This is a genomic window from Herpetosiphon llansteffanensis (assembly GCF_003205875.1).
GTDB lineage: Bacteria > Chloroflexota > Chloroflexia > Chloroflexales > Herpetosiphonaceae > Herpetosiphon > Herpetosiphon llansteffanensis.
On record NZ_PUBZ01000083.1, the window covers coordinates 1 to 23,335 of the forward strand.

Annotated in this window: 27 protein-coding genes; 24 read left to right on the plus strand and 3 right to left on the minus strand. The window is 50.1% G+C overall.

The genetic code is table 11. The features are described from left to right. Window positions 1-299: 299 nt before the first annotated feature. Entirely contained in the window at window positions 300-665 is a 366-nt protein-coding gene (locus tag C5S61_RS08545; RefSeq protein ID WP_110514650.1) for an STAS domain-containing protein, read from the plus strand. Between the two features lie 96 nt (window positions 666-761). Here the strand turns inward: C5S61_RS08545 and C5S61_RS08550 are convergent, their stop codons facing one another. The 3 genes from C5S61_RS08550 to C5S61_RS08560 all read right to left on the minus strand — a co-directional run bounded on the left by C5S61_RS08550 (window position 762) and on the right by C5S61_RS08560 (window position 2,703). Continuing rightward, complete coding sequence (locus tag C5S61_RS08550) at window positions 762-1,781, minus strand: ferritin family protein (protein ID WP_110514651.1); 1,020 nt, start codon at window positions 1,779-1,781, stop codon at window positions 762-764. Between the two features lie 66 nt (window positions 1,782-1,847). After that, window positions 1,848-2,384, minus strand: a complete 537-nt coding sequence (locus tag C5S61_RS08555; RefSeq protein WP_110514652.1) for an HAAS signaling domain-containing protein — start codon at window positions 2,382-2,384, stop codon at window positions 1,848-1,850. Continuing rightward, entirely contained in the window at window positions 2,368-2,703 is a 336-nt protein-coding gene (locus C5S61_RS08560; RefSeq protein ID WP_110514653.1) for a PadR family transcriptional regulator, read from the minus strand. Before C5S61_RS08560 ends, C5S61_RS08555 begins: the two co-directional genes overlap by 17 nt. A gap of 182 nt (window positions 2,704-2,885) precedes the next feature. Here C5S61_RS08560 and C5S61_RS08565 point away from each other — a divergent pair, with 182 nt between their 5' ends. From C5S61_RS08565 to C5S61_RS08675, 23 genes are all read left to right on the plus strand, one after another. After that, window positions 2,886-3,242 (plus strand): hypothetical protein, encoded by a 357-nt coding sequence (locus C5S61_RS08565; RefSeq protein ID WP_110514654.1) that lies wholly within the window; start codon window positions 2,886-2,888, stop codon window positions 3,240-3,242. Next, the gene (locus C5S61_RS08570; protein ID WP_110514655.1) at window positions 3,242-4,282 is read left to right on the plus strand and encodes a Gfo/Idh/MocA family protein; all 1,041 of its coding nucleotides are present in this window, start codon (window positions 3,242-3,244) and stop codon (window positions 4,280-4,282) included. Before C5S61_RS08565 ends, C5S61_RS08570 begins: the two co-directional genes overlap by 1 nt. 23 nt (window positions 4,283-4,305) lie before the next feature. Beyond that, entirely contained in the window at window positions 4,306-4,653 is a 348-nt protein-coding gene (locus C5S61_RS08575) for a hypothetical protein (RefSeq protein WP_054537029.1), read from the plus strand. Between the two features lie 165 nt (window positions 4,654-4,818). Continuing rightward, the gene (gene rsmD / locus C5S61_RS08580) at window positions 4,819-5,391 is read left to right on the plus strand and encodes a 16S rRNA (guanine(966)-N(2))-methyltransferase RsmD (RefSeq protein ID WP_110514656.1); all 573 of its coding nucleotides are present in this window, start codon (window positions 4,819-4,821) and stop codon (window positions 5,389-5,391) included. A gap of 6 nt (window positions 5,392-5,397) precedes the next feature. Next, window positions 5,398-5,895 (plus strand): pantetheine-phosphate adenylyltransferase, encoded by a 498-nt coding sequence (coaD, locus tag C5S61_RS08585; RefSeq protein ID WP_054537027.1) that lies wholly within the window; start codon window positions 5,398-5,400, stop codon window positions 5,893-5,895. Then, the gene (locus C5S61_RS08590; RefSeq protein ID WP_201783534.1) at window positions 5,892-6,404 is read left to right on the plus strand and encodes a hypothetical protein; all 513 of its coding nucleotides are present in this window, start codon (window positions 5,892-5,894) and stop codon (window positions 6,402-6,404) included. The genes coaD and C5S61_RS08590 overlap by 4 nt, the downstream gene beginning before the upstream one ends. A 67-nt stretch (window positions 6,405-6,471) precedes the next feature. Further along, window positions 6,472-7,008, plus strand: coding sequence for a YceD family protein (locus tag C5S61_RS08595; RefSeq protein WP_110514657.1), 537 nt, complete (start codon window positions 6,472-6,474; stop codon window positions 7,006-7,008). Between the two features lie 6 nt (window positions 7,009-7,014). Further along, window positions 7,015-7,206: a 50S ribosomal protein L32 gene (rpmF, locus tag C5S61_RS08600; protein WP_012188299.1), complete on the plus strand. Its 192-nt coding sequence runs from the start codon at window positions 7,015-7,017 to the stop codon at window positions 7,204-7,206. 119 nt (window positions 7,207-7,325) lie between these two features. Beyond that, window positions 7,326-8,312 carry a beta-ketoacyl-ACP synthase III gene (locus tag C5S61_RS08605; RefSeq protein ID WP_110514658.1) on the plus strand — a complete coding sequence of 329 codons (987 nt, stop codon included), beginning with the start codon at window positions 7,326-7,328 and terminating at the stop codon, window positions 8,310-8,312. 137 nt (window positions 8,313-8,449) lie between these two features. Beyond that, entirely contained in the window at window positions 8,450-9,382 is a 933-nt protein-coding gene (gene fabD, locus C5S61_RS08610) for an ACP S-malonyltransferase (protein WP_110514659.1), read from the plus strand. Between the two features lie 215 nt (window positions 9,383-9,597). Next, on the plus strand, window positions 9,598-10,347 hold the full coding sequence (locus tag C5S61_RS08615; RefSeq protein WP_110514725.1) for a 3-oxoacyl-ACP reductase family protein: 750 nt from the start codon (window positions 9,598-9,600) through the stop codon (window positions 10,345-10,347). 9 nt (window positions 10,348-10,356) lie between these two features. Then, window positions 10,357-11,100 (plus strand): SDR family oxidoreductase, encoded by a 744-nt coding sequence (locus C5S61_RS08620; RefSeq protein ID WP_054537022.1) that lies wholly within the window; start codon window positions 10,357-10,359, stop codon window positions 11,098-11,100. A 16-nt stretch (window positions 11,101-11,116) separates the two neighbouring features. Beyond that, window positions 11,117-11,872 (plus strand): 3-oxoacyl-[acyl-carrier-protein] reductase, encoded by a 756-nt coding sequence (fabG, locus tag C5S61_RS08625; RefSeq protein ID WP_110514660.1) that lies wholly within the window; start codon window positions 11,117-11,119, stop codon window positions 11,870-11,872. 48 nt (window positions 11,873-11,920) lie between these two features. Further along, complete coding sequence (accC, locus tag C5S61_RS08630) at window positions 11,921-13,288, plus strand: acetyl-CoA carboxylase biotin carboxylase subunit (protein ID WP_110514661.1); 1,368 nt, start codon at window positions 11,921-11,923, stop codon at window positions 13,286-13,288. A 19-nt stretch (window positions 13,289-13,307) separates the two neighbouring features. Then, entirely contained in the window at window positions 13,308-13,658 is a 351-nt protein-coding gene (locus C5S61_RS08635; RefSeq protein WP_164689294.1) for an Asp23/Gls24 family envelope stress response protein, read from the plus strand. Beyond that, window positions 13,636-14,076 carry a transcription antitermination factor NusB gene (gene nusB / locus C5S61_RS08640; protein ID WP_054537018.1) on the plus strand — a complete coding sequence of 147 codons (441 nt, stop codon included), beginning with the start codon at window positions 13,636-13,638 and terminating at the stop codon, window positions 14,074-14,076. Before C5S61_RS08635 ends, nusB begins: the two co-directional genes overlap by 23 nt. A gap of 55 nt (window positions 14,077-14,131) precedes the next feature. After that, window positions 14,132-14,371: an acyl carrier protein gene (locus tag C5S61_RS08645; RefSeq protein WP_054537017.1), complete on the plus strand. Its 240-nt coding sequence runs from the start codon at window positions 14,132-14,134 to the stop codon at window positions 14,369-14,371. 134 nt (window positions 14,372-14,505) lie between these two features. Then, a complete protein-coding gene (gene tatB / locus C5S61_RS08650; protein WP_110514663.1) occupies window positions 14,506-14,976 on the plus strand; it encodes a Sec-independent protein translocase protein TatB in 471 nt (156 codons plus the stop codon). Then, window positions 14,969-15,721 (plus strand): twin-arginine translocase subunit TatC, encoded by a 753-nt coding sequence (gene tatC / locus C5S61_RS08655; RefSeq protein WP_110514664.1) that lies wholly within the window; start codon window positions 14,969-14,971, stop codon window positions 15,719-15,721. The genes tatB and tatC overlap by 8 nt, the downstream gene beginning before the upstream one ends. A gap of 355 nt (window positions 15,722-16,076) precedes the next feature. Next, on the plus strand, window positions 16,077-17,633 hold the full coding sequence (locus C5S61_RS08660) for a type I restriction-modification system subunit M (RefSeq protein WP_110514665.1): 1,557 nt from the start codon (window positions 16,077-16,079) through the stop codon (window positions 17,631-17,633). Then, on the plus strand, window positions 17,630-18,823 hold the full coding sequence (locus C5S61_RS08665) for a restriction endonuclease subunit S (protein WP_110514666.1): 1,194 nt from the start codon (window positions 17,630-17,632) through the stop codon (window positions 18,821-18,823). The genes C5S61_RS08660 and C5S61_RS08665 overlap by 4 nt, the downstream gene beginning before the upstream one ends. A gap of 2 nt (window positions 18,824-18,825) precedes the next feature. Then, the gene (locus tag C5S61_RS08670; protein ID WP_110514667.1) at window positions 18,826-19,950 is read left to right on the plus strand and encodes an AAA family ATPase; all 1,125 of its coding nucleotides are present in this window, start codon (window positions 18,826-18,828) and stop codon (window positions 19,948-19,950) included. 15 nt (window positions 19,951-19,965) lie between these two features. Then, complete coding sequence (locus C5S61_RS08675) at window positions 19,966-23,106, plus strand: type I restriction endonuclease subunit R (RefSeq protein WP_110514668.1); 3,141 nt, start codon at window positions 19,966-19,968, stop codon at window positions 23,104-23,106. The last annotated feature ends 229 nt before the right edge of the window (window positions 23,107-23,335 follow it).

The following is a 23,335-nucleotide window of genomic DNA, read 5'->3' on the forward strand; positions in this document are numbered from 1 at the left end:
GGGGTCAGGGGCTGGGGCTAGCAGAGCAATTATCGATAGTTCTAATCAATCTCCGCTAGCCCATAGCCAACAGCCTATAGCCATCGTCTGGTTAGCGGAACAACTGTTGAGGTTGCAATGGATCTCCGATAGCCAAAAGCCAAACGCCACTAAACCTAATCCCTGATCCCCGACCCCCAACAACCGATCCCCAAACCCAATCTGTCATCAAAATTTCATGCAGCTTGGTTGCCAAAAATCGCTTGCTCAACTATGATCAAGGGAGAGTTGGCCGCGTTGACCAACCTAGGAGATCTATTATGAGCGACGTACAATCGGTAATTCGCCGAGAAGAGTGGGATGATGTCGTGCTGTTGCATATTTTGACCAACAGCGTCGATGCCGTTTCGGCGGCAACGATCGAGCATGCTTGTACTCAAATGAAACCAATCACGGTTTTAGATTTTGCTGATGTGGCTTTTATCAACTCAGCTGGCATTTCGGTGCTGCTGAAGTTTGTGGTGGCTGCACGCAAGAATGGCTATAAAGTCTTTTGTCTCCATGTCAGCCCCCATCATCAAAAAATCTTCAAGATGGTCGAGATGACGCGCTTTATGCCAGTGATTGAAGAACAAGATTTGGCGGCCTATACCAACACCCAACAATCATCAATCTCCAATTCTTAACGTTCTTCTTAACCATTTGTTGTTCGGTGAATGCTGGGTTAAACACCAAAGCGCAGGGATTCAATGCTCCCTGCGCTTTTGGATTTAAGCAAAATCCTAGGCAGCTTCGACTTCTGCATCTGGCTGCATTGAAATTACAAACTCGCCATCGCGGCCAATTGCGACGTGTTCAGGGCCAAGACCGGTTGGCAAAAGCTTGGCATGTTGCACGGCCCGTTCGAGCGCGCGTTTGTTGTTGAAGCCCATCGCATCGAGCACGGGGTTGGCGACAAAGCGGCCATGCTTGAGTGGCGTGTAGAGTTTGGTGCGTTCCAACGAGGCTTTCAGTTCCTCTGCATTGGGCAAAATATGCAGCGCTGGCATGTTGAAGCCATTCAGCACCCGAAACACCATATCGAGCGTTTCATAGGGCAAATAGCGCTTGTAAATATCGATCACGCGCAAAAACATGCCGTGGTGGGCAATTTCATCAACGCCAACAATTTTGAAGGCTGCAGCTGCGCCAATTTGCTTACCGCGTTTGCGTTCTTCGTCGGTGCTTTGCTCAGGCAAGCCATATTCGCTGCGAATTCGTTTGCGCAATTCTTCATAATTGAAATAGGTGGCGCGTTCTTGCACCATGGCATAGGCGGCAACGCCCAAGGGCGTGTCAAAGCCAGGGTGATTTTCATACATCGTCCAGCGATGCTCAGCCACTTTATCGCGATAGGTTTCTAATTGTTCTTTGGTGCGGCGGCCTGAGTGCAACAGCACCAATTCCCATGCTTCTGCATGTTTTGATTCTTCAGCGCCCCATTGCAGTTGAATATTGCGCCGTTCGCGTTTGCCATGCACAATGTTGATGGTATCCTCGACATAATCGCCAACGTAATCTTCAACGCCGAGGAAACTTTCGACCAAGGTCACCGTATCTTCGCTGAGCAGATGGCCATATTGTTCCATCTCGCGCAAGGGCAAATCGTCCCATGGCAACCAATTGCGGGTTTTAACAGCTTTGCGAAAATATTCGATATAGGCTAATTTTACTTCTTCAGCAATGGCACGTTCGCGGGCTTCGCGCGTCCATGGGCCGTTGATAACTAAGGGGGTGATGGGGGTTTGTTGTTCGTGTAACACAGAGCTACTCCTTGTTTTAGGCACACTAAAGAAACCCCGCTCGAACGGGGCAGCCACATTAGCGGCTTAATACGTCCGTTGTAGTCGGGTTCCTGTCCACAACAACAAAGGGCCGAAGATCAAATAGAAACTGCTGAAACTAATCACCGATGGTAGGCCGATTAAGGTCAAACCAGTGCTGCCACTCCAAAAAAGCCATTGGCCGACCGTTTGTTTTGGCAGCCAAATTCCTACAACTGAGAGAATTGAGCAGACCACGGCTGTGCCACCAAGGATGAAGGCCAAGAGATTGCCATCGATCCATGGAAAAATAAACGAGAGCACAATTGCAATGCTGGCAATTACGGTTGCGATGATCATCATCGTGCGATGTTTGGCGGCCTCGCGTTTGGCCGAGCGATGAATACGCTTGAGCTTGCGTCCAATTTGATCGGCCTGAAACGGCAAACCTAAGCGTAATGTCTGATCATCAGCACTGGGATCGGCAGCTGCATCGTCGTAGTGCGAACGAAGCTCGCGCAGAATGGCTTCACGTTCGGCCACACTGAGCGCTGCTAATTCATGTTCAAGTTCAGCAAAATAGCTATCATTGGGACGGTGCATCGGAGACCACCTTTGAAACTGCGGCACTAAATCGACTCCATTGGGCGCGACGTTCGTCTAAGACAGCTTGACCAGCTGCCGTTATCCGATAGTAGCGTCGGTCAACACCGTCTTCACGGCGTTGCCAGAAGCCTTCTATCATCCCTTCCTTTTCCAACCGATGAAGTGCAGGATAGAGCGATCCCTCTTTCAGGTCGATCACATCGTCGGTGAGGGAGCGAATTTCCTTGGCGATCAGGTAGCCATACATTGGGCCTTGCTCAATGAGTGCCATCAGCATCAAACCGAGGCTACCTTTAAGAAGTTCACGTTCAAACATAGGCTACCTTGCGATAAAGGATACTTTGTTATACAAGGTATAGAATAATAGATCTAAAGCCTGCTTGTCAAACATGCAAATTTGGCCCATGATTAACCATAATCGATCGGATTGGTTCGGCAGGCATGGCCCATTGTGTGCTACAGTATTAACCGCCATGCTTTGACTTAGAGGAGCACGCTATGACTCGTGTTGATTGGTTCGTTTTTGGCTTTTTAGCGGTGTTTGCTGTTCTTGTGTTGTTTGTTTTTCGCAAGCGCTGGCAAGGTGCGTTGGGCTGGCTAACCCTCGCAACTGCCTTTGTGAGCGGTTTGGTCTATACTCGCAACGCTGAAGGCCTGGTTGGTTCGGTGGTTATCGCGGTTGCTGCCGTGATTGGGGTTGGCTTAGTTGGCTTCGATTATTATCGCTTTGAACGGCCCAAGCGCCGCGCTCGCTTGGCAGCTGATGATCCATTAACTCCCCCATCGCCGTTTAAAATTCGCCGTCGCCCAACCCTTATGCAACGCCGCCGCTTCCAGCGCGAGGCTCGCCATTAATGAAAACAATCAGGTTAGGAGTGCTTGGCGCTGGTTTAGCGGTCAAGCATTTGCATCTGCCAGCGCTCAAAGCATTACCGAATTTATTCCAAATTGTTAGCATTTGCGACCATAATCGGGCAAATGCTGAGGCGTTGGCAGGCCTGCTGGATGTCCACCTAACGATCACTGATTCGTGGGTGGATTTCTTTGCTGACTCGTCGATCGATGCAGTGTTAATTTCGTTGCCAATTCAACGTAACGCCGAAGCAATTCAGGCGGCAGTGGCAGCGGGCAAACATGTAATTTGCGAAAAACCGTTGGCGGCGAATTTGCCCCAGGCTGAAGCGCTGGTTGCTGCGTGCAAGCATGCTCCAGTCAAAATTCTAATTGCCGAGAATTTTCATTATCGCGATGATCTGAAGCAAGCGCGGGCTTGGATGGATGCAGGAGCGATTGGCGATGTGGTGTTGATTGATGTGCGCGCAACCTTTTGGAGCGATCCAACCCAAGGTTTTGGCGCAACGCCATGGCGGCACGATCATCAATATCGCGGCGCGGTGTTGGCCGATGCTGGCGTGCATCAAGCAGCCTTGTTGCGCGAAATTGGCGGGCCAATCGAAAGCGCTCATGCCTTCATCAAGGATGTGCATCCAGTGCTGCGCGGCCCTGACACCATGGTTTTGAATTTGCGTTTTGCCTCGGGTGTGCTTGGCTCGCTATGTTTTTCGGGCGCGGTGAAAACCGAAAATCCCTCGTTCGATTGGACGGTTGTGCATGGCACGAGCGGTAGTATTACGATTCGTGGCGATCAGACGACATTATATCGGGCTGATGGTACAATAGAACACTACCAAGCTCGCGATTTGCGTGGTTACGAAAGCGAGTTTCGTAATTTTTACGCGGCGATTGTTGACGATGAGCCAATTGTGGCCACGTTGGCAAGTGCATTGGCCGATTGGCGCTTGATTATGCGGGCAATTGATGCCGCTGAAAGCAATAGCGTGCAGCAAATCGACCCAATTGTGCCGTTGGCGAGCTTGAACGATATTCAGAACTAAATCTACCAAAGGATTATTCGAAAATGACAGAGCAATGGCCTGAAGATGCCGAGCAAATTGGCAATTTAGTATTTGTGCCCAACCGCGAATATCCCTATCCATTTAAGGTGGCAGTGCCACCGCGCTTTTGGATGGAAGAACAAACTGGGGTGTTAGAAGCTGCCGTCGATGCCTATATGAACGGCGAGCGCTTGGATGAAGGCCAATTAGCGGCCTTGAAACTGTATTTGACCCAATATGTTGAGCGAGCGGTGATGGCCCACGATGCCAATCGCCAAAAATATACTGGGCTGATCAAAAAAATGCGCACCATCCACGATATTGAATCGATTGCCGACGAGCTAGCCGAATTCGGCGCAGAAGTCTTTTAAAATTATGAAGGATGAATTATGAATTATGAAAGGTATAAACCAATAGTTATAGGTTATTGGGTTTATTGTCATTAATCTAGCCTAAAAATTGGCTTACTCATGATTCGCTCTGGATTTTCATCCTTCATAATTCATCCCTCATCCTTTATTTACGGGGTTACGTCAATGCGGGTGATTACTGGCAGTGCCAAGGGGCGACAATTAAAAGGCCCGCCAGATATTGGCACGCGCCCGATGCTTGATCGGGTCAAAGAATCGTTATTTGGTATTTTAGAGGGCTTTGATGCCTTTGAAGGTCGCGCCTTAGATTTATTTGCGGGCACGGGATCGTTGGGCATCGAGTGCTTATCGCGCGGGGCTGAATGGGCCGATTTTGTCGAGGCTCGTAGCCATGTGGCGGCGGTAACCAAAGAGAACCTAAAAACAACCAAACTGGCTGAGCGAGCCAAAGTTTGGAACCTTTCCGTCGATAAATTTCTGCAAATCATCGACGAAAAAACAAAATATGCTATAATCCTGCTCGATCCGCCATATGCTATGGAAGGCATTCCCGACCTTGTGGTGCGGGTTGCTGAACGAGGCATTTTAGATCCAAATGGCGTATTAGTTTTAGGCCATTGGCCAAAGCTGGTGATGCCGCCCCAACTTGGGCCACTGAGTTTACTCAAGCATCGGCGTATCGGCGATTCCTGTTTCTCAATGTATGAATTGAGCGCGTTACCGCCGCAATCGGAGTAATCACCTGTGACTATTGCTGTCTACCCTGCAAGCTTCGACCCGATTACCAACGGACATCTTGATGTTACCGAGCGCGCATCACGGTTGTTTGATGAGTTGGTCTTAGCGGTAGCTGATCGTCCGTACAAAAAGTTGCTCTTTACCACCGAGCAACGGATTGCCATGATTCGCGAATCGGTAGCGCACCTGCCAAATGTGCGGGTGGATGCTTTTTCGAGTTTAGTTGTGGAATATGCGCTTGGCATCAATGCGACGGTGTTGGTTCGTGGCTTGCGGGCCTCGACCGACTTCGAGCACGAATTCCAAATGGCGCATATCAATCATCACTTGGCTCCCACGCTTGATACGGTCTGTTTGATGGCTGACCAACGCTTTACGTTGCTTAGCTCAAGCGCGGTGCGCGAAATTGCGGCCTATGGCGGCGATGTTAGCTCGTTTGTGCCCGCCCATATTGCCCTTGCGCTCAAGCAAGCCTATCAAAAGCATGAGGAGTCACGCACATGAGCGAACAAGCCCAATGGGGAGAACAGCCCAGTGAACATCAGGAAGCAACCAGCGTGGAGCCAGTCGGGCAACACCAGCGCCCCCCAGAATATGCTGAGGCCGAGTTTGAGCGCCTGATTAACGAGTTGGAAGAGGTTTTAGCGAGTGGTGGCCGTGTGCCCTTAACCAGCCGATTAATGATCGACGAGAAGCAAGTGTTCGACATTATCGACCGGATGCGGGTTGCGGTTCCCAATGAATTACGCCAAGCACGCCAGATTGTGCGCGAACGCGACCAACTGATCGAGGCAACCAAAAAGAAAATTGCGTTAACGCTTTCGGAACAGGGCATGCTTGAAATTGCCCAGCGCGAACGCACCAGAATGATTGCCGAAGCAGAATCAGAAGCTGCCAAAGTGCGCTCTGATGCCGATGAATATGCGCGTCAAGTGTTGCTCAACCTTGAAGAACATATCGGCAAATCGCTGACAATTATTCAAAATGGCCTCGATGAACTGGGCGTAGTTTGACAGAGCGCGTTCTCGCGCCTATAATGTCACGTCGCTTGCGGGTTGAATTCCAGCAGGAGGTCACTGTATGTCATCCGAACTCCAATTCAATGTATCCCAACTGTTGCAAGAATACGTTGGGGCGACCCGCCAGTATACATATGAAAACGAACAGCTTGATTTGGGTGATGGTACGAGCCTGAGGATTACCGAAGGCGATGTTAAAATGACCCGCACCAAAAATGGGGTCTTAGTTGATGCCGCCATGAGCGGCAACGTCACCGTAGAATGTGTGCGATGCTTAAGCGATTTCAGCCAACCTGTTGAGTTCGATTTCGCTGAAGAATATTTTGCGACGGTTCATGCAACGACGGGCGCACCGTTGCCAGAACCAGAAGAGCCTGATGTGTTCAAAATTAACGGCAACCATTTGCTTGACCTTGGCGATGCTGCCCGTGAATACACGCTCATCAACTTACCAATCGCGCCGATTTGTCGCCCAGATTGTCGTGGATTGTCGTTGGATGGCCAAAACCGCAACGATAACCCAGCAGCCGACGATCTGGACGATCAAGTGATCGATGAGCGTTTAGCCGCGCTCAAACAATTGCTGAAAGGAGCCTAGTTTCTCATGGGCGCATTGCCACGACGTAAAATTACCCGCGAACAACGCGGGCACCGCCGCCAACACCTTGCTTTGACCGCACCTTCATTGTCGGCTTGTCCAAACTGTGGCGGCTATCGCCGTCCACACCGCGTTTGCTTGAATTGCGGTACCTACAAAGGTCGCCAATACCTCAAGAAGGACAATGCTGAAGCATAAGCCATGTTTGGCAGCAAAGCAGCGAAAGGGTCGAGAACATGGTTCTCGTCCCTTTCGCATTTTAGGCGGTTTATTGTGCAGTGCAGCATGAAACGGCTTCACCACGGGAGTGTTTTGCAATGAATGCAGCAATTACTGGCTGGGGGCGCTACGCTCCCGAACGCGTGCTTACCAACGAAGAGCTTGAACACATTGTCGATACCAATGCCGAATGGATTCAATCGCGCACTGGCATTCAGCGCCGCCATATTGTGGCCGAAGGCCAAGCAACCTCAGATATGGCCACCCGCGCCGCGCGGATTGCGCTCGCTAAAGCTGGCGTGCAGCCAGAAGAGCTTGATTTAATTGTGGTTGCTACCACCTCGCCCGATTTGCTCTTGCCCTCAACCGCCGCCTTAGTTCAAACCAAATTGGGCGCAATCAACGCTGGCGTGATGGATATGAACGCCGCTTGCTGTGGCTTTTTATATGCACTCAGCGCAGTCACCGCCATGATTCGCGGCGGCGGTTTGCGTAAAGTATTACTCTGCGGAGCAGAAACCATCTCGCCATTCCTAAATTGGCAAGATCGTAATACCTGCGTGATTTTCGGCGATGCTGCTGGTGCGGTGATTCTCGAAGCAACCGAGCAAGAACATGGCTTGCAAGCCTACAAGTTGGGCGCGATTCCCGATACCGCCGAATTATTGTGGATCAAGGCTGGAGCCACGCTCTACCCTGCAACTCACGAGCGGCTTGATCAGTCTGAACAATATATTCAGATGAATGGCGCTGAAGTGTTCAAGTATGCGGTGCGCTCGATGGTTGATAGTTCGTTGCATGTGTTGCAGCAAGTTGGCAAAACACCCGCCGATGTGCAATTGGTCGTGCCACATCAAGCGAATCTGCGCATTATCGAGGCGGTTGCTAAGCGGCTCAACGTGCCAATGGAGCAGGTATTTGTCAATATTCAAGAATATGGCAATACCTCAGCCGCCACCTTGCCCGTAGCCTTGGCCGAAGCCGCCGATGCTGGCCGCATGCAGCCAGGCGATACCATTTTGCTGACCGCATTTGGCGGCGGCCTAACTTGGGCTTCAGGCGTGTTGGTGTGGGGCGGGAAGTAGAACATAGAGCATAGAGCATAGAGCATAGGTATTTGGGAGCGGGAATTGGGTGTTGGGGATCAGTTTTGAAACCGCGAAGAGCGTTCCGATCCCCAGCCCCCAACCCCCGACCTCCAGCATATACAGAAAGATACCCAATGACAATCGGATTGCTTTTTCCTGGCCAAGGCTCGCAGAAAGTGGGCATGGGTCGTGAGGTCTACGAACAATCGGCGGCGGCCCGGGCAATTTTTGCTGAAGCCAATGCAGTGCTGGGCTTTGATTTGGCAGCGTTGTGCTTTGATGGGCCAGAAGCTGATTTAAGCGCAACTGAAAATACCCAACCAGCCTTGCTGACCGTGAGCGTGGCCTTGTTGGCGGCGCTGGCCGAGGCAGGCATCGCGCTGAAACCAAGCGTAGTTGCAGGCCATTCGTTGGGCGAATATAGCGCCTTGGTTGCCGCCAAAGCCCTTGATTTTGCTACCGCGCTGCGTTTGGTGCGCCAACGTGGCGAATTGATGGCCCAAGCCAGCGAAGGTGCGATGGCTGCCGTCATTGGGCTGGATCTTGCGCCGCTCGAAGCTGTGTGTGCTAACGTGAGCGAGCTTGGCCCATGCGTTGTGGCTAACCAAAACGCCCACGGCCAATTGGTGATTAGCGGAGCGAGTGCGGCGGTCGCGGCAGCAAGCGAACAAGCCAAAGCTGCTGGGGCCAAAAAAATCATGCCTTTGAATGTGAGTGCTGCGTTTCACTCACCCTTGATGGAAGCAACCGCTGCTGGCTTAGCGCCGGCAATTGAGGCAGCGGCGATTGTTGCTGCCCAAGTGCCAGTAATTGCCAATAGCACCGCCCAAGCAATCAGCAGTGCCGCCGAGATTCGGGCCGAGCTAGTGGCCCAAATTACGGCTCCAGTCCGCTGGATTGCCTCAATCGAACAAATGGCGGCCTTGGGTGTGCAAACTGTGATTGAAATTGGCGCTGGCAGCGTGCTGACTGGCTTGGTTAAGCGCATCGATCCAAGCTTACAACGCCTGAATCTTGCCAGCTTTGATGACATAGCTACGATTGGCGAGTACAATAACGCCCAGTAGTATAAGCTTTCAAGGGTAGAATGAATCGTCGATTGGCATGCCCTCACCCCCCTAACCCCCTCTCCCGCCCAGCGAGCGAGGGGGAACCATCCTGGCATGAAGCCTAGAACTCCCCTCTCCCGCCGCAGTGGGAGAGGGGCTGGGGGTGAGGGCATGGAGCGTATCCTTGAAAACCTACCCTTGAAAGCATAATGTAAGTGGGTGAGGCAGCTGCTATGCGGGGAATGAAAGACCATGTGGCGATTGTTACCGGAGCATCGCGCGGAATTGGCCGAGCGATTGCCTTGGAGCTAGCCAGTTGGGGCGTTAAAGTCGTTGTCAATTATCAATCAAGTGCCGCTAAAGCCGAAGCCGTGGTTGGCGAAATCCAAGCTGCTGGTGGCACGGCCATGGCAATTCAAGCAGATGTGACCGATCAGCAGGCAGTTGAAACCATGGTGACCCAAACCTTAACCGAATGGGGCATGATTCACATTTTGATCAACAATGCGGGCATTACCCGCGACAACCTATTTCAGCGGTTGAAAGACGAGGAATGGGACGATGTGATCAAAGCTGATCTGACCTCGGCATTTTTATGTACCCAAGCAGTGTTGCCAGCGATGCGGGCCAACAGCTATGGCCGAATCGTCAGCATTGCCTCGTTGGCGGGTTTGGCGGGCAATGTTGGCCAAACCAACTATGCTGCTGCCAAGATGGGCTTGGTTGGTTTTTCCAAGGCTGTAGCGCGCGAAGTAACCGCCGATGGAATTGTGGTGAATGTGGTAGCACCTGGCTATATCGACACCGACTTTATCGACCATATTCCGCAATGGCTGCGGACATGGGCGCTTGATGTGATTCCGCTCAAACGCTTTGGCAAAGTTGAAGAAGTTGCGCCAGCGGTGGCCTTTCTGGCCTCGCCTGCTGCATCGTATATTATTGGCCATGTGCTGACGATTGACGGCGGCTGGGTCATGCCATAGGGGTGCAGAATGAGTATCAACGATCAAGTAGCGATTGTCACAGGTGGTACTGGCGCGATTGGGCGTGAAGTTGTCTCAGGGCTCATTCAACGCGGCGCACGGGTGGTTTTTTGCTATCGCCAACGCGATGAGCTGGCCGAAGAAATGTGTGCCACGATTGCCGACGAACAACGCCTGATTGCGATCAAGGCCGATGTGCGCGATGCTGAAGCCATGAACAGCTTGGTTGAGGTTGCGGTGCGGCGCTGGGAGCGGCTCGATATGCTGATCACCGCGCATTCAGCGGTTAACAACGCGCCGGTTGCTGAGATGACGCTGGAGCAATGGAACGATGTGCTGGAGACGATGCTGCGTGGCGTAACCCGCATTACCCGCGCCGTGTTGCGGCCTATGCAAAAAGCCCGTTATGGGCGGATTATTACAATTACTGGCTATCAGCCTTTGGCTGGCGGCCTGACCCAAGCCAATTATGCTGCCGCGCTTGGCGGAATTATTGGCTTTTCTAAATCGCTGGCTCGCGAGGTTGCGCCGTGGGGCATTACGGTCAATAGCGTTGCGCCGGGCCTGATTTCGCGGCCACATATGTCGAGTTTTGACCCAAGTTATATCCCATGGGCCACCAATATTGTGCCGCTCAAACGCTTGGGTGCGCCTGCCGAAATTACGCCAGCGATTTTTATGCTGGCCAATCCAGAGGCAGGCTATATTACCGGCCAAGTGCTGCCAGTCGATGGCGGTTGGCGCATGGTTTAGTATTGAAGGAGCAAGCATGCAACTAGATTTAACAGGTCGTGTCGCAATTGTGACTGGAGCTTCACGTGGCATCGGGCGTTCGATTGCCGAGGCGTTGGCTGCAAGCGGAGCCGCCGTGGTGGTCAATTATCGTGGCAGCGAAGCAGCAGCCGCCGAGGTCGTTGAGTCGATTACGGCCAAAGGTGGCAAAGCGCTTGCTGTGCAAGCAGATGTAGCCGACCCTGCCAGCCACGAAACCTTGCTCAAAGCAACAACCGAAGCCTTTGGGCGGGTCGATATTCTGGTCAACAATGCTGGCATTACCCGTGATAACTTGTTGTTGCGCATGAAAGAGAGCGAAATTGATGATGTGTTGCAAACCAACTTGCGCGGCGTGATGTTGCTCACCAAGGCTGTGCTGCGCCCGATGATGAAAAATAAATGGGGCCGCGTAATCACGATTAGCTCAGTGATTGGCTTGACGGGCAATGCTGGCCAATCCAATTATGCCGCCGCCAAAGCAGGCCTGATCGGTTTTAGCAAATCGGTGGCCCAAGAAATGGCTTCGCGCGGCATTACCGCCAATGCGATATGCCCAGGCTTCATTGAAACCGATATGACCCGCAACGCCATGTCCGAAGACTTGATCAACAAAGCCTTGGATCGGATTCCCTTGGCGCGCATGGGCCAACCTGCCGAAATCGCCAATGCGGTGGTTTTCTTGGCTTCCGATGCTGCTGGCTACATCACAGGCCAAACCTTGGCCGTCGATGGCGGCATGACCATGTATTAGAGAGCAGCGTTGGGACGTTTGCTTGAACGCTTTAGCTGAGGAACCACCATGTTACGCAAAATTCTCGTTGCCAATCGTGGCGAAATTGCCGTGCGGATCATTCGCGCCTGCCATGAACTAGGCATCAAAGCGGTTGCCGCCTATTCCGAGGCCGATCGTGATTCGCTGGCAGTGCGCATGGCCGATGAAGCAATTTGTATCGGCCCGCCAGCCCCCGCTAAATCCTACCTGAACGCGCCAGCTTTGATTAGCGCCGCGCTGATTAGCGATTGCGATGCGATTCACCCTGGCTATGGCTTTCTTTCGGAAAACCCCTATTTTGCCGAGAGTTGCCGCGAATGTGGCCTGACCTTCATTGGCCCTTCGGCAGATTCGATTCAGCGCATGGGCGATAAAGCCCTTGCCAAACAAGCCATGAAACTTGCTGGCCTGCCCTTGATTCCAGGCACCGAAAACCCCTTGACCAGCGTTGAAGAAGCCCAAGGCCTTGCAGATAGCATTGGCTACCCGGTGCTCTTGAAGGCTGTCGCTGGCGGTGGCGGGCGTGGGATGCGCGTCGTCAACCAGCCAGACGAATTGACCAGAGCCTTCAATACGGCGCGGGCCGAGGCCGAAGCCGCTTTTGGGCGTGGCGATTTGTATATGGAAAAATACTTGCCCGTCGTGCGCCACGTTGAAATTCAAATCTTGGCCGACCAGCATGGCAATGCAATTCACCTTGGCGAGCGCGATTGCTCGTTGCAACGTCGCCACCAAAAAGTGGTTGAAGAAGGCCCATCGCCAGCTTTGACCCCAGAATTGCGTCAAAAAATGGGCGAAGCCGCCTTGCACGGCGTGCGCGAGATTGGCTACTACAACGCCGGAACCATGGAATTTTTGCTCGATCATCAGGGAAATTTCTATTTTATGGAAATGAATACCCGCTTGCAGGTTGAGCATCCAGTGACCGAATGGCTGACCGGCTTGGATTTAGTTAAGTGGCAAATTCGGATTGCTTCTGGCGAACGCTTGACGCTCGCTCAGGATGACATTAAAATACGCGGGCATGCGATTGAATGTCGGATTAATGCCGAAGATGCTGACCGTGATTTTATGCCTGCTGGCGGTACTGTCGATCTCTATTTACCACCAGGTGGCCCAGGTGTGCGGGTCGATTCGCATCTGTATTCAGGCTATCGTACCCCTACCAACTACGACTCGATGTTAGCCAAAGTGATCGTATGGGGCGAAACGCGGCTTGAGGCCATTGAACGGATGCGGCGGGCATTAAGCGAGTGTGTGATTAGTGGCATTACAACCACCTTGCCATTTCAACTGCGCATGATGAACGAACCAGCTTTTGTGAGCGGTGATGTTGCCACGCACACCTTGGCTGATATTTTAAATCAACAGACTGCCAAAGAAGCGACAGCCTAGGGCAGTCGTGGAGAAAACCGTGAATCAACCATTTGGAACTGTGACAATTGCTCCCGATGTGCTTTCAGCGATTGTCTCGCTGACGGCCCAAGATGTTGCTGGCGTTGCGCGTTTGGGCAGCGTGCCCGGCCAACAACGCATGGGCAGCATGCTGGGGAGCGGAACTGCCAACGCCGATGGCGTGGCAATTCGGGTTGTCGATGATAGTGTCAGTGCCGATTGCTACCTGATCGCCCAACCCGATATCAACTTGCTTGATCTCGGTGCTCGTGTTCAATCGGCAGTAACCGAAGCGTTAAACGAAATGGTCGGGATGCCCGTCCGCGCCGTTAACGTCTATATTCAGGATGTCGAGCAGAACCGTGGGTAGCCTTCGCCACCGAGTGCGTGCTGCGGCACTTCAGGCACTCTTTGAACTTGATCAAACCACCCACGACCTTGATTCGGTTGTTGCACGCATCAGCGATGATGAAATGTTCAGCGCAGAAGGTCGTGATTTTTTTGCCCGTATTGTCAATGGTGCATGGAGCAATCGTCAAGAGATTGATGATTTAATTGCCAAAATTGCCCCATCTTGGCCTGTCCACCAAATGCCAGGCGTGGATATTGCGGTGCTGCGCATCGCCTTGTTTGAAATTCTTTACGATGCGGCAGCGGATAAAGCTCCGGTTAAAGCCGTGATTAATGAAGCGGTCGAGCTTGCAAAACACTTCGGCAGCGATAATTCTGGCCGATTTGTCAATGGCGTGCTCAGTACCGTGGTCAATAAACCTGAATCCGAGGAATAACGCAGGAAGCATTTTTGCTAGCCTCGGACATATTTTCTATACGGAGATTCTACCAATGGCAGACTTAAACGAACGCTTGAAGAAATTGGTTGCTGAACAATTGGGCGTGGAAGAAGAAAAAATTGTCCCAAGCGCAACCTTCTTGGATGACCTCAACGCCGATTCACTCGATTTGGTCGAGTTGGTCATGTCGCTCGAAGAAGAATTCGGCGTGGAAATTACCGACGAAGAAGCTGAAAAATTGCGCACCGTCGGCGATGCCGAAGCATTTATCAAAGCACACATCCAAGAGTAATTTGTATGCGAACAGTGGACAATGCCACCCAAGGCTCAAACCTTGCGGCATTGTCCATTTGTTATTTGTTGGGCTTGAGGTTAATACTTGCTTAAAGCGTATCCCCAAAGCCTTTAGCTAGTGGTCAGACGCTTATGACAATTTTTGGGATTGGCCCGTTTGAATTTGTGATCATCTTGGTGATTGCCCTCGTGGTCGTCGGCCCTGAACGCTTGCCTGAAATGCTGTTTCAAATTGGCCAGTGGATCAGCAAAGGCCGCAAGATGATCAACGATCTGCGCAATCAGGCCCGCAATGAGTTGGGCGACGATTATGAATCGGTCGAGAAGATGGCCCGCCAGTTGCGCGACCTCGATCCGCGCCGCCAAATTCAGGAGCTTGGGCGCTCGATTCTCTCCGATGACGATCGGGCAATGATCGTCGACCTTGGCCTCGACCCCAAAACCACTGCCGCTGCCAACGTGATTGACCCAACTCCCAAACCTCCCTTGGCCCGTCCAGAGATTGCCAACCAAGCCCGTATGATGCTCGATGACGATTTGCTTGACCAACCGCTTGATCAGGCATTGCGTGCCTCAGCCGCCGAGGAGCAAACCAATGGCTAAAGCTACACCTGTTGTTGATGGCACCATGACCTTGCTCGACCACTTGCGCGAGTTGCGTTCACGCCTTACCAAAGTTTCGATTGCAGTTTTAATTGGCATGCTTGGTGGTTTTTATATCGTCAATAGCACTGGCTTTATCAAATATTTGATTTTGAGCTTTGCTGGCGAGCAGGGCGTACAAACCACCGAAGTCACCGAAACCTTTACGACCTACCTCAGCACCGCGCTCACCTTGGGCATTGCTGCTGCGATGCCGATTATCATCTATCAACTGCTGGCCTTCTTAGCGCCCGGCCTAACCCGCACCGAACGCAAATGGATTTTTATTGGCATGCCATTGGTGATTTTATGTTTTGTAGGCGGCATTGCTTTTGGCTGGTTTGTTACCGCACCTGCTGCCATTAAATTTTTGATCAATTTTGGCACTGAGAATACTGGTAATTTGATTGAAAATAAGCCGCGGCTTGATGATTTTCTCTCGATTCTGACCCGCTTATTGCTGATCAATGGGATTGTGTTTGAGTTGCCAATGATCATGTTTACGCTGACCAAAATTGGTATTCTCAACCCCCGCAAACTTGGCCGCTATCGCCGCTATGTGGTGCTGATCACCGTGGTGGCGGCAGCAATTCTGACTCCAACCGGCGACCCTGCCAACCTCGCATTTTTGGCAGTGCCAATGTATTTCTTGTTTGAATTTGGCTTGTTGCTAGGCCGCTTGGCTCAGCCCAAAAACGCAAATTAACTAACGCAATGCCCGTGCCCCCGCACCCGCTCCTACTGAACGCGGGTGCGGGGTTCATGCGTTTTTACCGACGTATTGCGGGAGAATCACGGGGTGAAAGGATGCTCTCACCCCCTAGCCCCCTCTCCCACTGAACGCGGGCGAGGGGGAACCGACCAGTGTTTCGCGAAAAACCACGAAGTTAAAGCATGCCCTCACCCCCTAGCCCCCTCTCCCACTAAACGCGGGCGAGGGGGAGCAACGGAATTTGTGGCCGAACCACAGCGTTAAAGCCCCTCTCCCATCCGATGGGAGAGGGGTTGGGGTGAGGGGATCGCAAATATCGCAATCAAGTCGAATTAGACAGGAAACCATCATGACAAGCACCCAACAACGCGCCGCACTCCAACGCCAAATCTGGCAGATTGCCAATGATGTCCGCGGCGCTGTCGATGGCTGGGATTTTAAGCAATATGTGCTCGGCACGCTGTTTTACCGTTTTATGAGCGAAAACTTCGCCAGCCACATGGAAGGTGGCGATGAGAGTGTCAATTACGCCGAGCTTGATGAGCAGCTGCTCACTCCCGATATCATCGAAGATGCGATTAAAACCAAAGGCTACTTCATCTACCCACACCAACTGTTTGAGAATGTTGCCAAAACTGCGCATAAGAACGATAGCTTAAATGCCGATCTTGCGGCGATCTTCGACGCGATTGAACGTTCTGCCATCGGCTATGATTCTGAGGACGCTATCAAAGGGCTGTTTGCCGATTTTAATACCACTAGCAATCGCCTTGGTAATACCGTCAAGGAGAAAAATGAGCGTTTGGCCGCCGTGATCAAAGGTGTTGCTGGGCTGGACTTCGGTGATTTTCAAAACAGCAACATCGATCTGTTTGGCGATGCCTATGAGTATCTGATCTCCAACTATGCCGCCAATGCTGGTAAATCTGGCGGCGAGTTTTTCACGCCACAGTATGTCTCCAAACTAATCGCCAAGCTAGCCATGCACCAGCAAACGAGCGTTAATAAAATTTACGACCCCGCCGCTGGTTCTGGCTCACTGTTGCTGCAAGCCAAAAAGCACTTCGACGAGCATATTATTCAAGAGGGCTTTTGGGGCCAAGAGATCAACCATACAACCTATAACCTTGCTCGCATGAACATGTTTTTGCACAATATCAATTACGATAAGTTCAATATCCAGCTCGGCAATACCTTGATCAATCCGCATTTTCTTGGCGATAAGCCCTTTGATGCGATCGTTTCCAACCCGCCCTATTCGGTCAAATGGATAGGCTCCGATGATCCGACGTTGATCAATGATGACCGTTTTGCGCCAGCTGCGGTCTTAGCACCCAAATCCAAAGCCGATTTTGCTTTTGTTTTGCATGCGCTCAGTTATCTTTCGAGTAAAGGCCGTGCCGCGATTGTCTGCTTCCCTGGCATTTTTTACCGTGGCGGGGCCGAGCAGAAAATCCGCCAATATTTGATTGATAATAACTTCGTGGAAACGGTGATTGCGCTCGCGCCCAATTTGTTCTTCGGCACGACGATTGCGGTGACGATTCTGGTCTTATCCAAACATAAAACCGATACCACCACCCAATTTATCGATGCTAGCAGCTTATATAAAAAAGAAACGAATAACAACACGCTCACCGACGCGCACATCGACCAGATTATGCAGGCTTTCGATAGCAAGGATAATATCGATCACTTCGCCCAATCGATAGCCTATGCAACCATCGTTGCCAACGACTACAATTTGTCGGTCAGCAGCTATGTCGAAGCCAAAGATAACCGCGAAGTGGTGGATATTGCGCAGCTCAATGCCAATTTGAAAACGACAGTCGCCAGAATTGATCAACTCCGTAAAGAAATTGATGCAATTGTTGCTGAGCTTGAAGGCGAGGAGGTGGAGGCATGAGCTATTTAGAAAAACTGCTGGATGGAGTTGAGGTGGAGTGGTTGCCGTTGGGCGAGGTAACAAAATATGAACAACCAACGAAATACCTTGTTCAATCAACCAATTATAGCGATGACTTTGAAATTCCGGTATTAACAGCTGGTAAAACATTCATCCTTGGTTATACCGATGAAATAGATGGAATTTATCAAGCATCAGATAACCCTGTGATCATTTTTGATGATTTTACAACAGCACATAAATGGGTTGATTTTGATTTCAAACCTAAATCATCAGCGATGAAAATGATTTCATCAGCAGATGAGTCTAGAACCTTATCTAAATACATTTATTATTGGCTAAACACATTGCCAAGTGAATTAGTTGACGGCGATCATAAACGGCAATGGATTAGTAATTATGCAAATAAAAAAATTCCCATTCCATGCCCTGAAAATCCAAAAAAATCGCTGCAAATCCAGTCCAAAATCGTTACGATTTTGGACGGCTTTGCCGAGCTGACCGCCGAGCTGACCGCCGAGCTGACCGCCCGTAAAAAACAATATACATATTATCGTGAGCAATTGTTGAGTTTTGAAGATGGCGAAGTGCAGAGGAGCACATTGGGAGAGATTGGCGAATTTATTCGCGGCGGCGGATTACAGAAAAAAGATTTTACGGAAACGGGTGTTGGTTGCATTCACTACGGACAAATCTATACACACTATGGCACATACACGAATAAGACTAAAACGTATGTATCAAAAGAATTTTTTAAGAAAGCTCGTAAAGCTAAATCAGGCGATTTAGTTATAGCTACAACCAGTGAGAATGATGAAGATGTATGTAAAGCTGTTGCTTGGCTAGGGAGTGAAGAAATTGCAGTAAGCAGCGATGCTTGCATTTATAGACATAGCTTGAATCCAAAATATGTTTCTTACTTCTTTCAAACAGAACAATTTCAAAAACAAAAACGACAGTACATCACTGGCACGAAAGTACGGCGCGTGAGTGTTGATAATCTCGCTAAAATCCAAATCCCTGTTCCCTCTCTCGCAGAACAGGAACGCATCGTTGCCATCTTGGACAAATTCGATAGCCTGACCAACTCGATTAGCGAAGGCTTGCCGCGCGAAATCGCCTTGCGCCAGCAACAATACGCATACTACCGCGATCTACTGTTCAGCTTTCCAAAACCAGCTGAGGTTTAATAATGAGCAAGACCCTCGTCGAAATCGCCCAGCAACTCAAGGCGGCCAACAAAAAGGTGCAGCTGATCTATGCCTTTAATGGAGTTGGCAAAACCCGCTTATCACAGGCATTTAGGCGGTTGATTGCCCCCAAACAAGCCAATGGCGAAGCTGAAACTGAATCAGCACGCAGCAAAATTCTGTATTACAATGCCTTTACCGAAGATTTATTCTACTGGGATAACGATTTGGCACTGGATGCAGAACCCAAACTGAAGATTCAGCCCAATACCTTTACCGATTGGATTCTTCAGGAGCAAGGCCACGATCGCACCATCATTAGCAATTTTCAACGCTACGTCAATGACAAGTTAACCCCACGCTTCAACGAAACCTATTCGGCGGTGACATTCTCGCTGGAGCGTGGCGATGACGAGCGCTCAGGCAACCTGAAAATTTCCAAAGGCGAAGAAAGCAATTTTATCTGGAGTGTTTTTTATACGCTGCTGGATCAGGTTATCAGCATCCGCAATGTGGCCGAACCCGCTGATCGTGAAACCAATCAGTTTGACCACCTAGAGTATGTCTTTGTTGATGATCCAGTTAGTTCGTTAGATGAAAACCATCTCATTCAATTGGCGGTTGATCTGGCTCAACTGATCAAAGCCAATAAGTCGGATGTAAAATTCATCATCACCACCCATAATCCGCTTTTTTACAATGTTTTATTCAATGAGTTGTCTAGGCAGAAAGGATTTGAAAAATATCGCTTGGAAAAACAAGCTGATGCAACCTATCAATTGGTTGCACATTCCAACGATTCGCCCTTTTCCTATCACCTTTACCTGATGACTGAACTCGAAAAAGCTGTGAGCACTGGGCAGGTGCATAAATATCATTTCAACTTCCTGCGCAACATCTTAGAAAAAACCGCGACCTTTCTGGGCTACAACGACTGGGTTGACTTATTGCCAACCACCGATGATGGCCGCCCGAATCCATATGAGAAACGGATTATCAATATTTCGAGCCACTCCAAGCATGCTGGCGAAGAAGTCATGGCACTTACCGACGACGATAAACGGGTATTAACCTATTTGATCACGAATCTTCAGGACATGTATCGTTTCAAAAAGAACATTGGCTAAATTAAAGGAAATGCAATGACAGATTATCGAACGATCGTTGAATCAAATAACTTTATCGTGCTTGATCACTACGTCAAGCAATTACGGCTCGCAGAAACCTACCAAAATGAAAAGGCCTTGGAGCATGAGTTTATTCAGGATTTAGAAGCGCAGGGCTATGAGTACCTGCCTGAATTAACCACTCGCCAAGCCATGTTGACCAATGTGCGCGAGCAATTGCAAACGCTGAATAACGTGCAGTTTTCAGAGGATGAGTGGCTGCGCTTTGTTGAAACCTACCTCGATAAACCCAGCGATGGTATTATTGAAAAAACGCGCAAAATTCATGACGACTACATTTATGATTTTGTCTTTGACGATGGCCGGATTCAAAATATCTACCTGCTCGATAAGCAGACCTTGGCCCGCAATAAAGTCCAAGTCATCAAACAATTTGAACAAACTGGCAGCTACGCCAATCGCTACGATGTGACGATTTTGGTCAATGGCTTGCCCTTGGTGCATGTCGAGTTGAAAAAACGCGGCGTGGCGATTCGCGAAGCCTTCAATCAAATCCACCGCTATAGCAAAGAAAGCTTCAATAGCGAACACTCGCTCTTCAAATACATCCAAGTATTCGTGATTTCTAACGGCACCGACACCCGCTACTTTGCCAATACCGTGACCCGCAATAAAAACAGTTTTGATTTCACCATGAACTGGGCCAAAGCCGATAACAGCCCAATCAAAGACCTCAAAGATTTTACCGCCACCTTTTTGCAGAAAAACACCCTGCTGAATGTTGTGTTGAAGTATGCCGTGTTTGACGCAAACAATACGTTGCTGATCATGCGTCCGTATCAGATTGCCGCCACAGAACGGATTCTGCGCAAAATCAATAGTTCCTATCAGACAAAAAATTGGAGTAGCAATGAAAGCGGCGGTTACATCTGGCATACCACTGGTTCTGGGAAGACCTTGACCAGTTTTAAAGCGGCCCGGCTAGCGACCGAACTGAGCTTCATCGACAAAGTGTTTTTTGTGGTCGATCGCAAAGACCTCGACTACCAAACCATGAAAGAGTATCAGCGTTTTTCGCCGGAGAGTGTCAACGGCTCTGATAGCACCGCCGGACTCAAGCGCAATCTAGAGCAAGACGACAACAAAATCATCGTTACCACCATTCAAAAGCTCAACAACCTGATCAAGGCGGAAAGCGATTTAGCTATTTACCATAAGCAGGTAGTTTTTATTTTTGATGAATGTCACCGTAGCCAATTTGGCGAAGCCCAGAAAAACCTCAAGAAAAAATTCAAAAAATTCTACCAGTTTGGTTTTACGGGCACACCGATTTTTGACGATATTATCAAAGACGGAATTTTGATTCGCAAGGGTAATGCCATAGGCAACACCACCACCGCCAGCGTGTTTGGCCATCAATTGCATGCCTATATCATCACCGATGCCATTCGCGATGAAAAGGTGCTCAAGTTCAAGGTCGATTACAATGATACTCGTCCGCGGTTTAAGGCGCTCGAAACCGAAACCGATGAGCTAAAACTCAACGCCGCCGACTACAATCAGGCACTACTGCAACAAGATCGTATTCGGAAGATCTCGCGCTATATTCTGGACAACTTTCACCAAAAAACGCATCGGCTGCAAGCAGGCAGCAAGGGATTTAATGCCATGTTTGCCGTCAGCAGCATCGAGGCCGCCCAAGCCTATTACAAAATGTTTGAGGAGCTACAGAAAACTGCTGATTCAAAAAAACCGCCGCTCAAAATCGCCACGATCTTCTCATTTGCTGCCAATGAAGAACAAGATGCCGTTGGCGAAATTCGTGACGAGACTTTTGATGTAGAGGCGATGAAACCCAGCGCCAAAGAGTTTCTAACCAGTGCCATCGCCGACTACAACGCATTGTTTAAGACCAATTTCAGCGTTGATAGTCATGGCTTCCAAAACTATTACCGCGACCTCGCCAAGCGGGTTATCGCCAGAGAAATCGACCTGCTGATTGTGGTCGGGATGTTTTTAACCGGCTTTGATGCGCCAACACTCAACACCCTGTTTGTCGATAAAAACCTGCGCTATCACGGCTTGATGCAGGCTTATTCACGCACCAACCGCATCTACGATGCGACCAAAGCCTTCGGCAATATCATCACCTTTCGCGATCTCGAGCAAGCAACGATTGATGCGATTACCTTGTTTGGCGATAAAAACACCCAAAACGTGGTGCTTGAAAAAAGCTACGACGAATACATGCACGGCTTCACCGATGTACTGACTGATGACAAACGGCGTGGTTTTATCGAGTTGGTCAGAGAGTTAGAACAGCGTTTTCCTGAGCCTGATGCGATCGTTCTCGAAAAAGACAAAAAGAACTTCGTCAAGTTATTTAGTGAATATTTGCGCGTCGAGAACGTGCTGCAAAACTACGATGAGTTTGCCAACCTCAAGGCCTTGCAACTGATTGATCGCAGCGATCCGCAGGCGCTTAAAGACTTCAAGAAGGAGCATTCGTTAAGTGATGCTGACATGGCCGAACTGCAAGCCATCCATCTGCCGAGCGAACGGATGCTTCAGGATTACCGATCAACCTATAACGATATTCGTGATTGGCTGCGCCGCGCCAAGCTTGCCGAAGATCAGGAAAAGACGACGATTGATTGGAACGATGTCGTATTTGAAGTGGAACTGCTGAAATCGCAGGAGATTACGCTTGATTACATCCTTGAGCTAATTTTTGAGCAACATAAAAAGAATAAAAGTAAAGGCGAGTTAATCGAAGACGTGCGCCGCTTGATTCGAGCAAGCCTTGGCAATCGGGCCAAAGAAAGCCTAATTATTGATTTTATCAACCAAACCAACCTCGATGCGATTGTCGATAAAGCCACAATTATTGACGAGTTCTTTAGCTTCGCCCAGGTGGAGCAAGCTCGTGAAGCTGACGACTTGATTCAGTCGGAGGATTTGAATGAAGCTGCGGCTAAGCGCTATATCCTTGCCTCATTGAGACGGGAATACGCCAGTGAGAACGGTACTGATCTCAACGCGACCCTGCCAAAAATGAGTCCGCTCAATCCACAGTACATCATCAAGAAGCAGCGGGTTTTTCAGAAAATCTCGGCGTTTGTTGAGAAGTTTAAAGGTGTGGGTGGCCAGATTTAGGCAATAAGATCCCCTCACCCCAATCCCGCTCCCGTGGCGCGGGGCTTTAACGCTGCGATGTTGCTGCACTGTGTCGTGAAAAACGGTCGGCTCCCCCTCGCCCGCGTTTTCGTGGGAGAGGGGGCTGGCTTTCAAAGGTAGGCAATTAAGATCCCCTCACCCCAACCCCTCGCCCGTGCGCGGGGCTTTTTCACCTAGATCACTGGGAAACCATCGTTGGCTCCCCCTC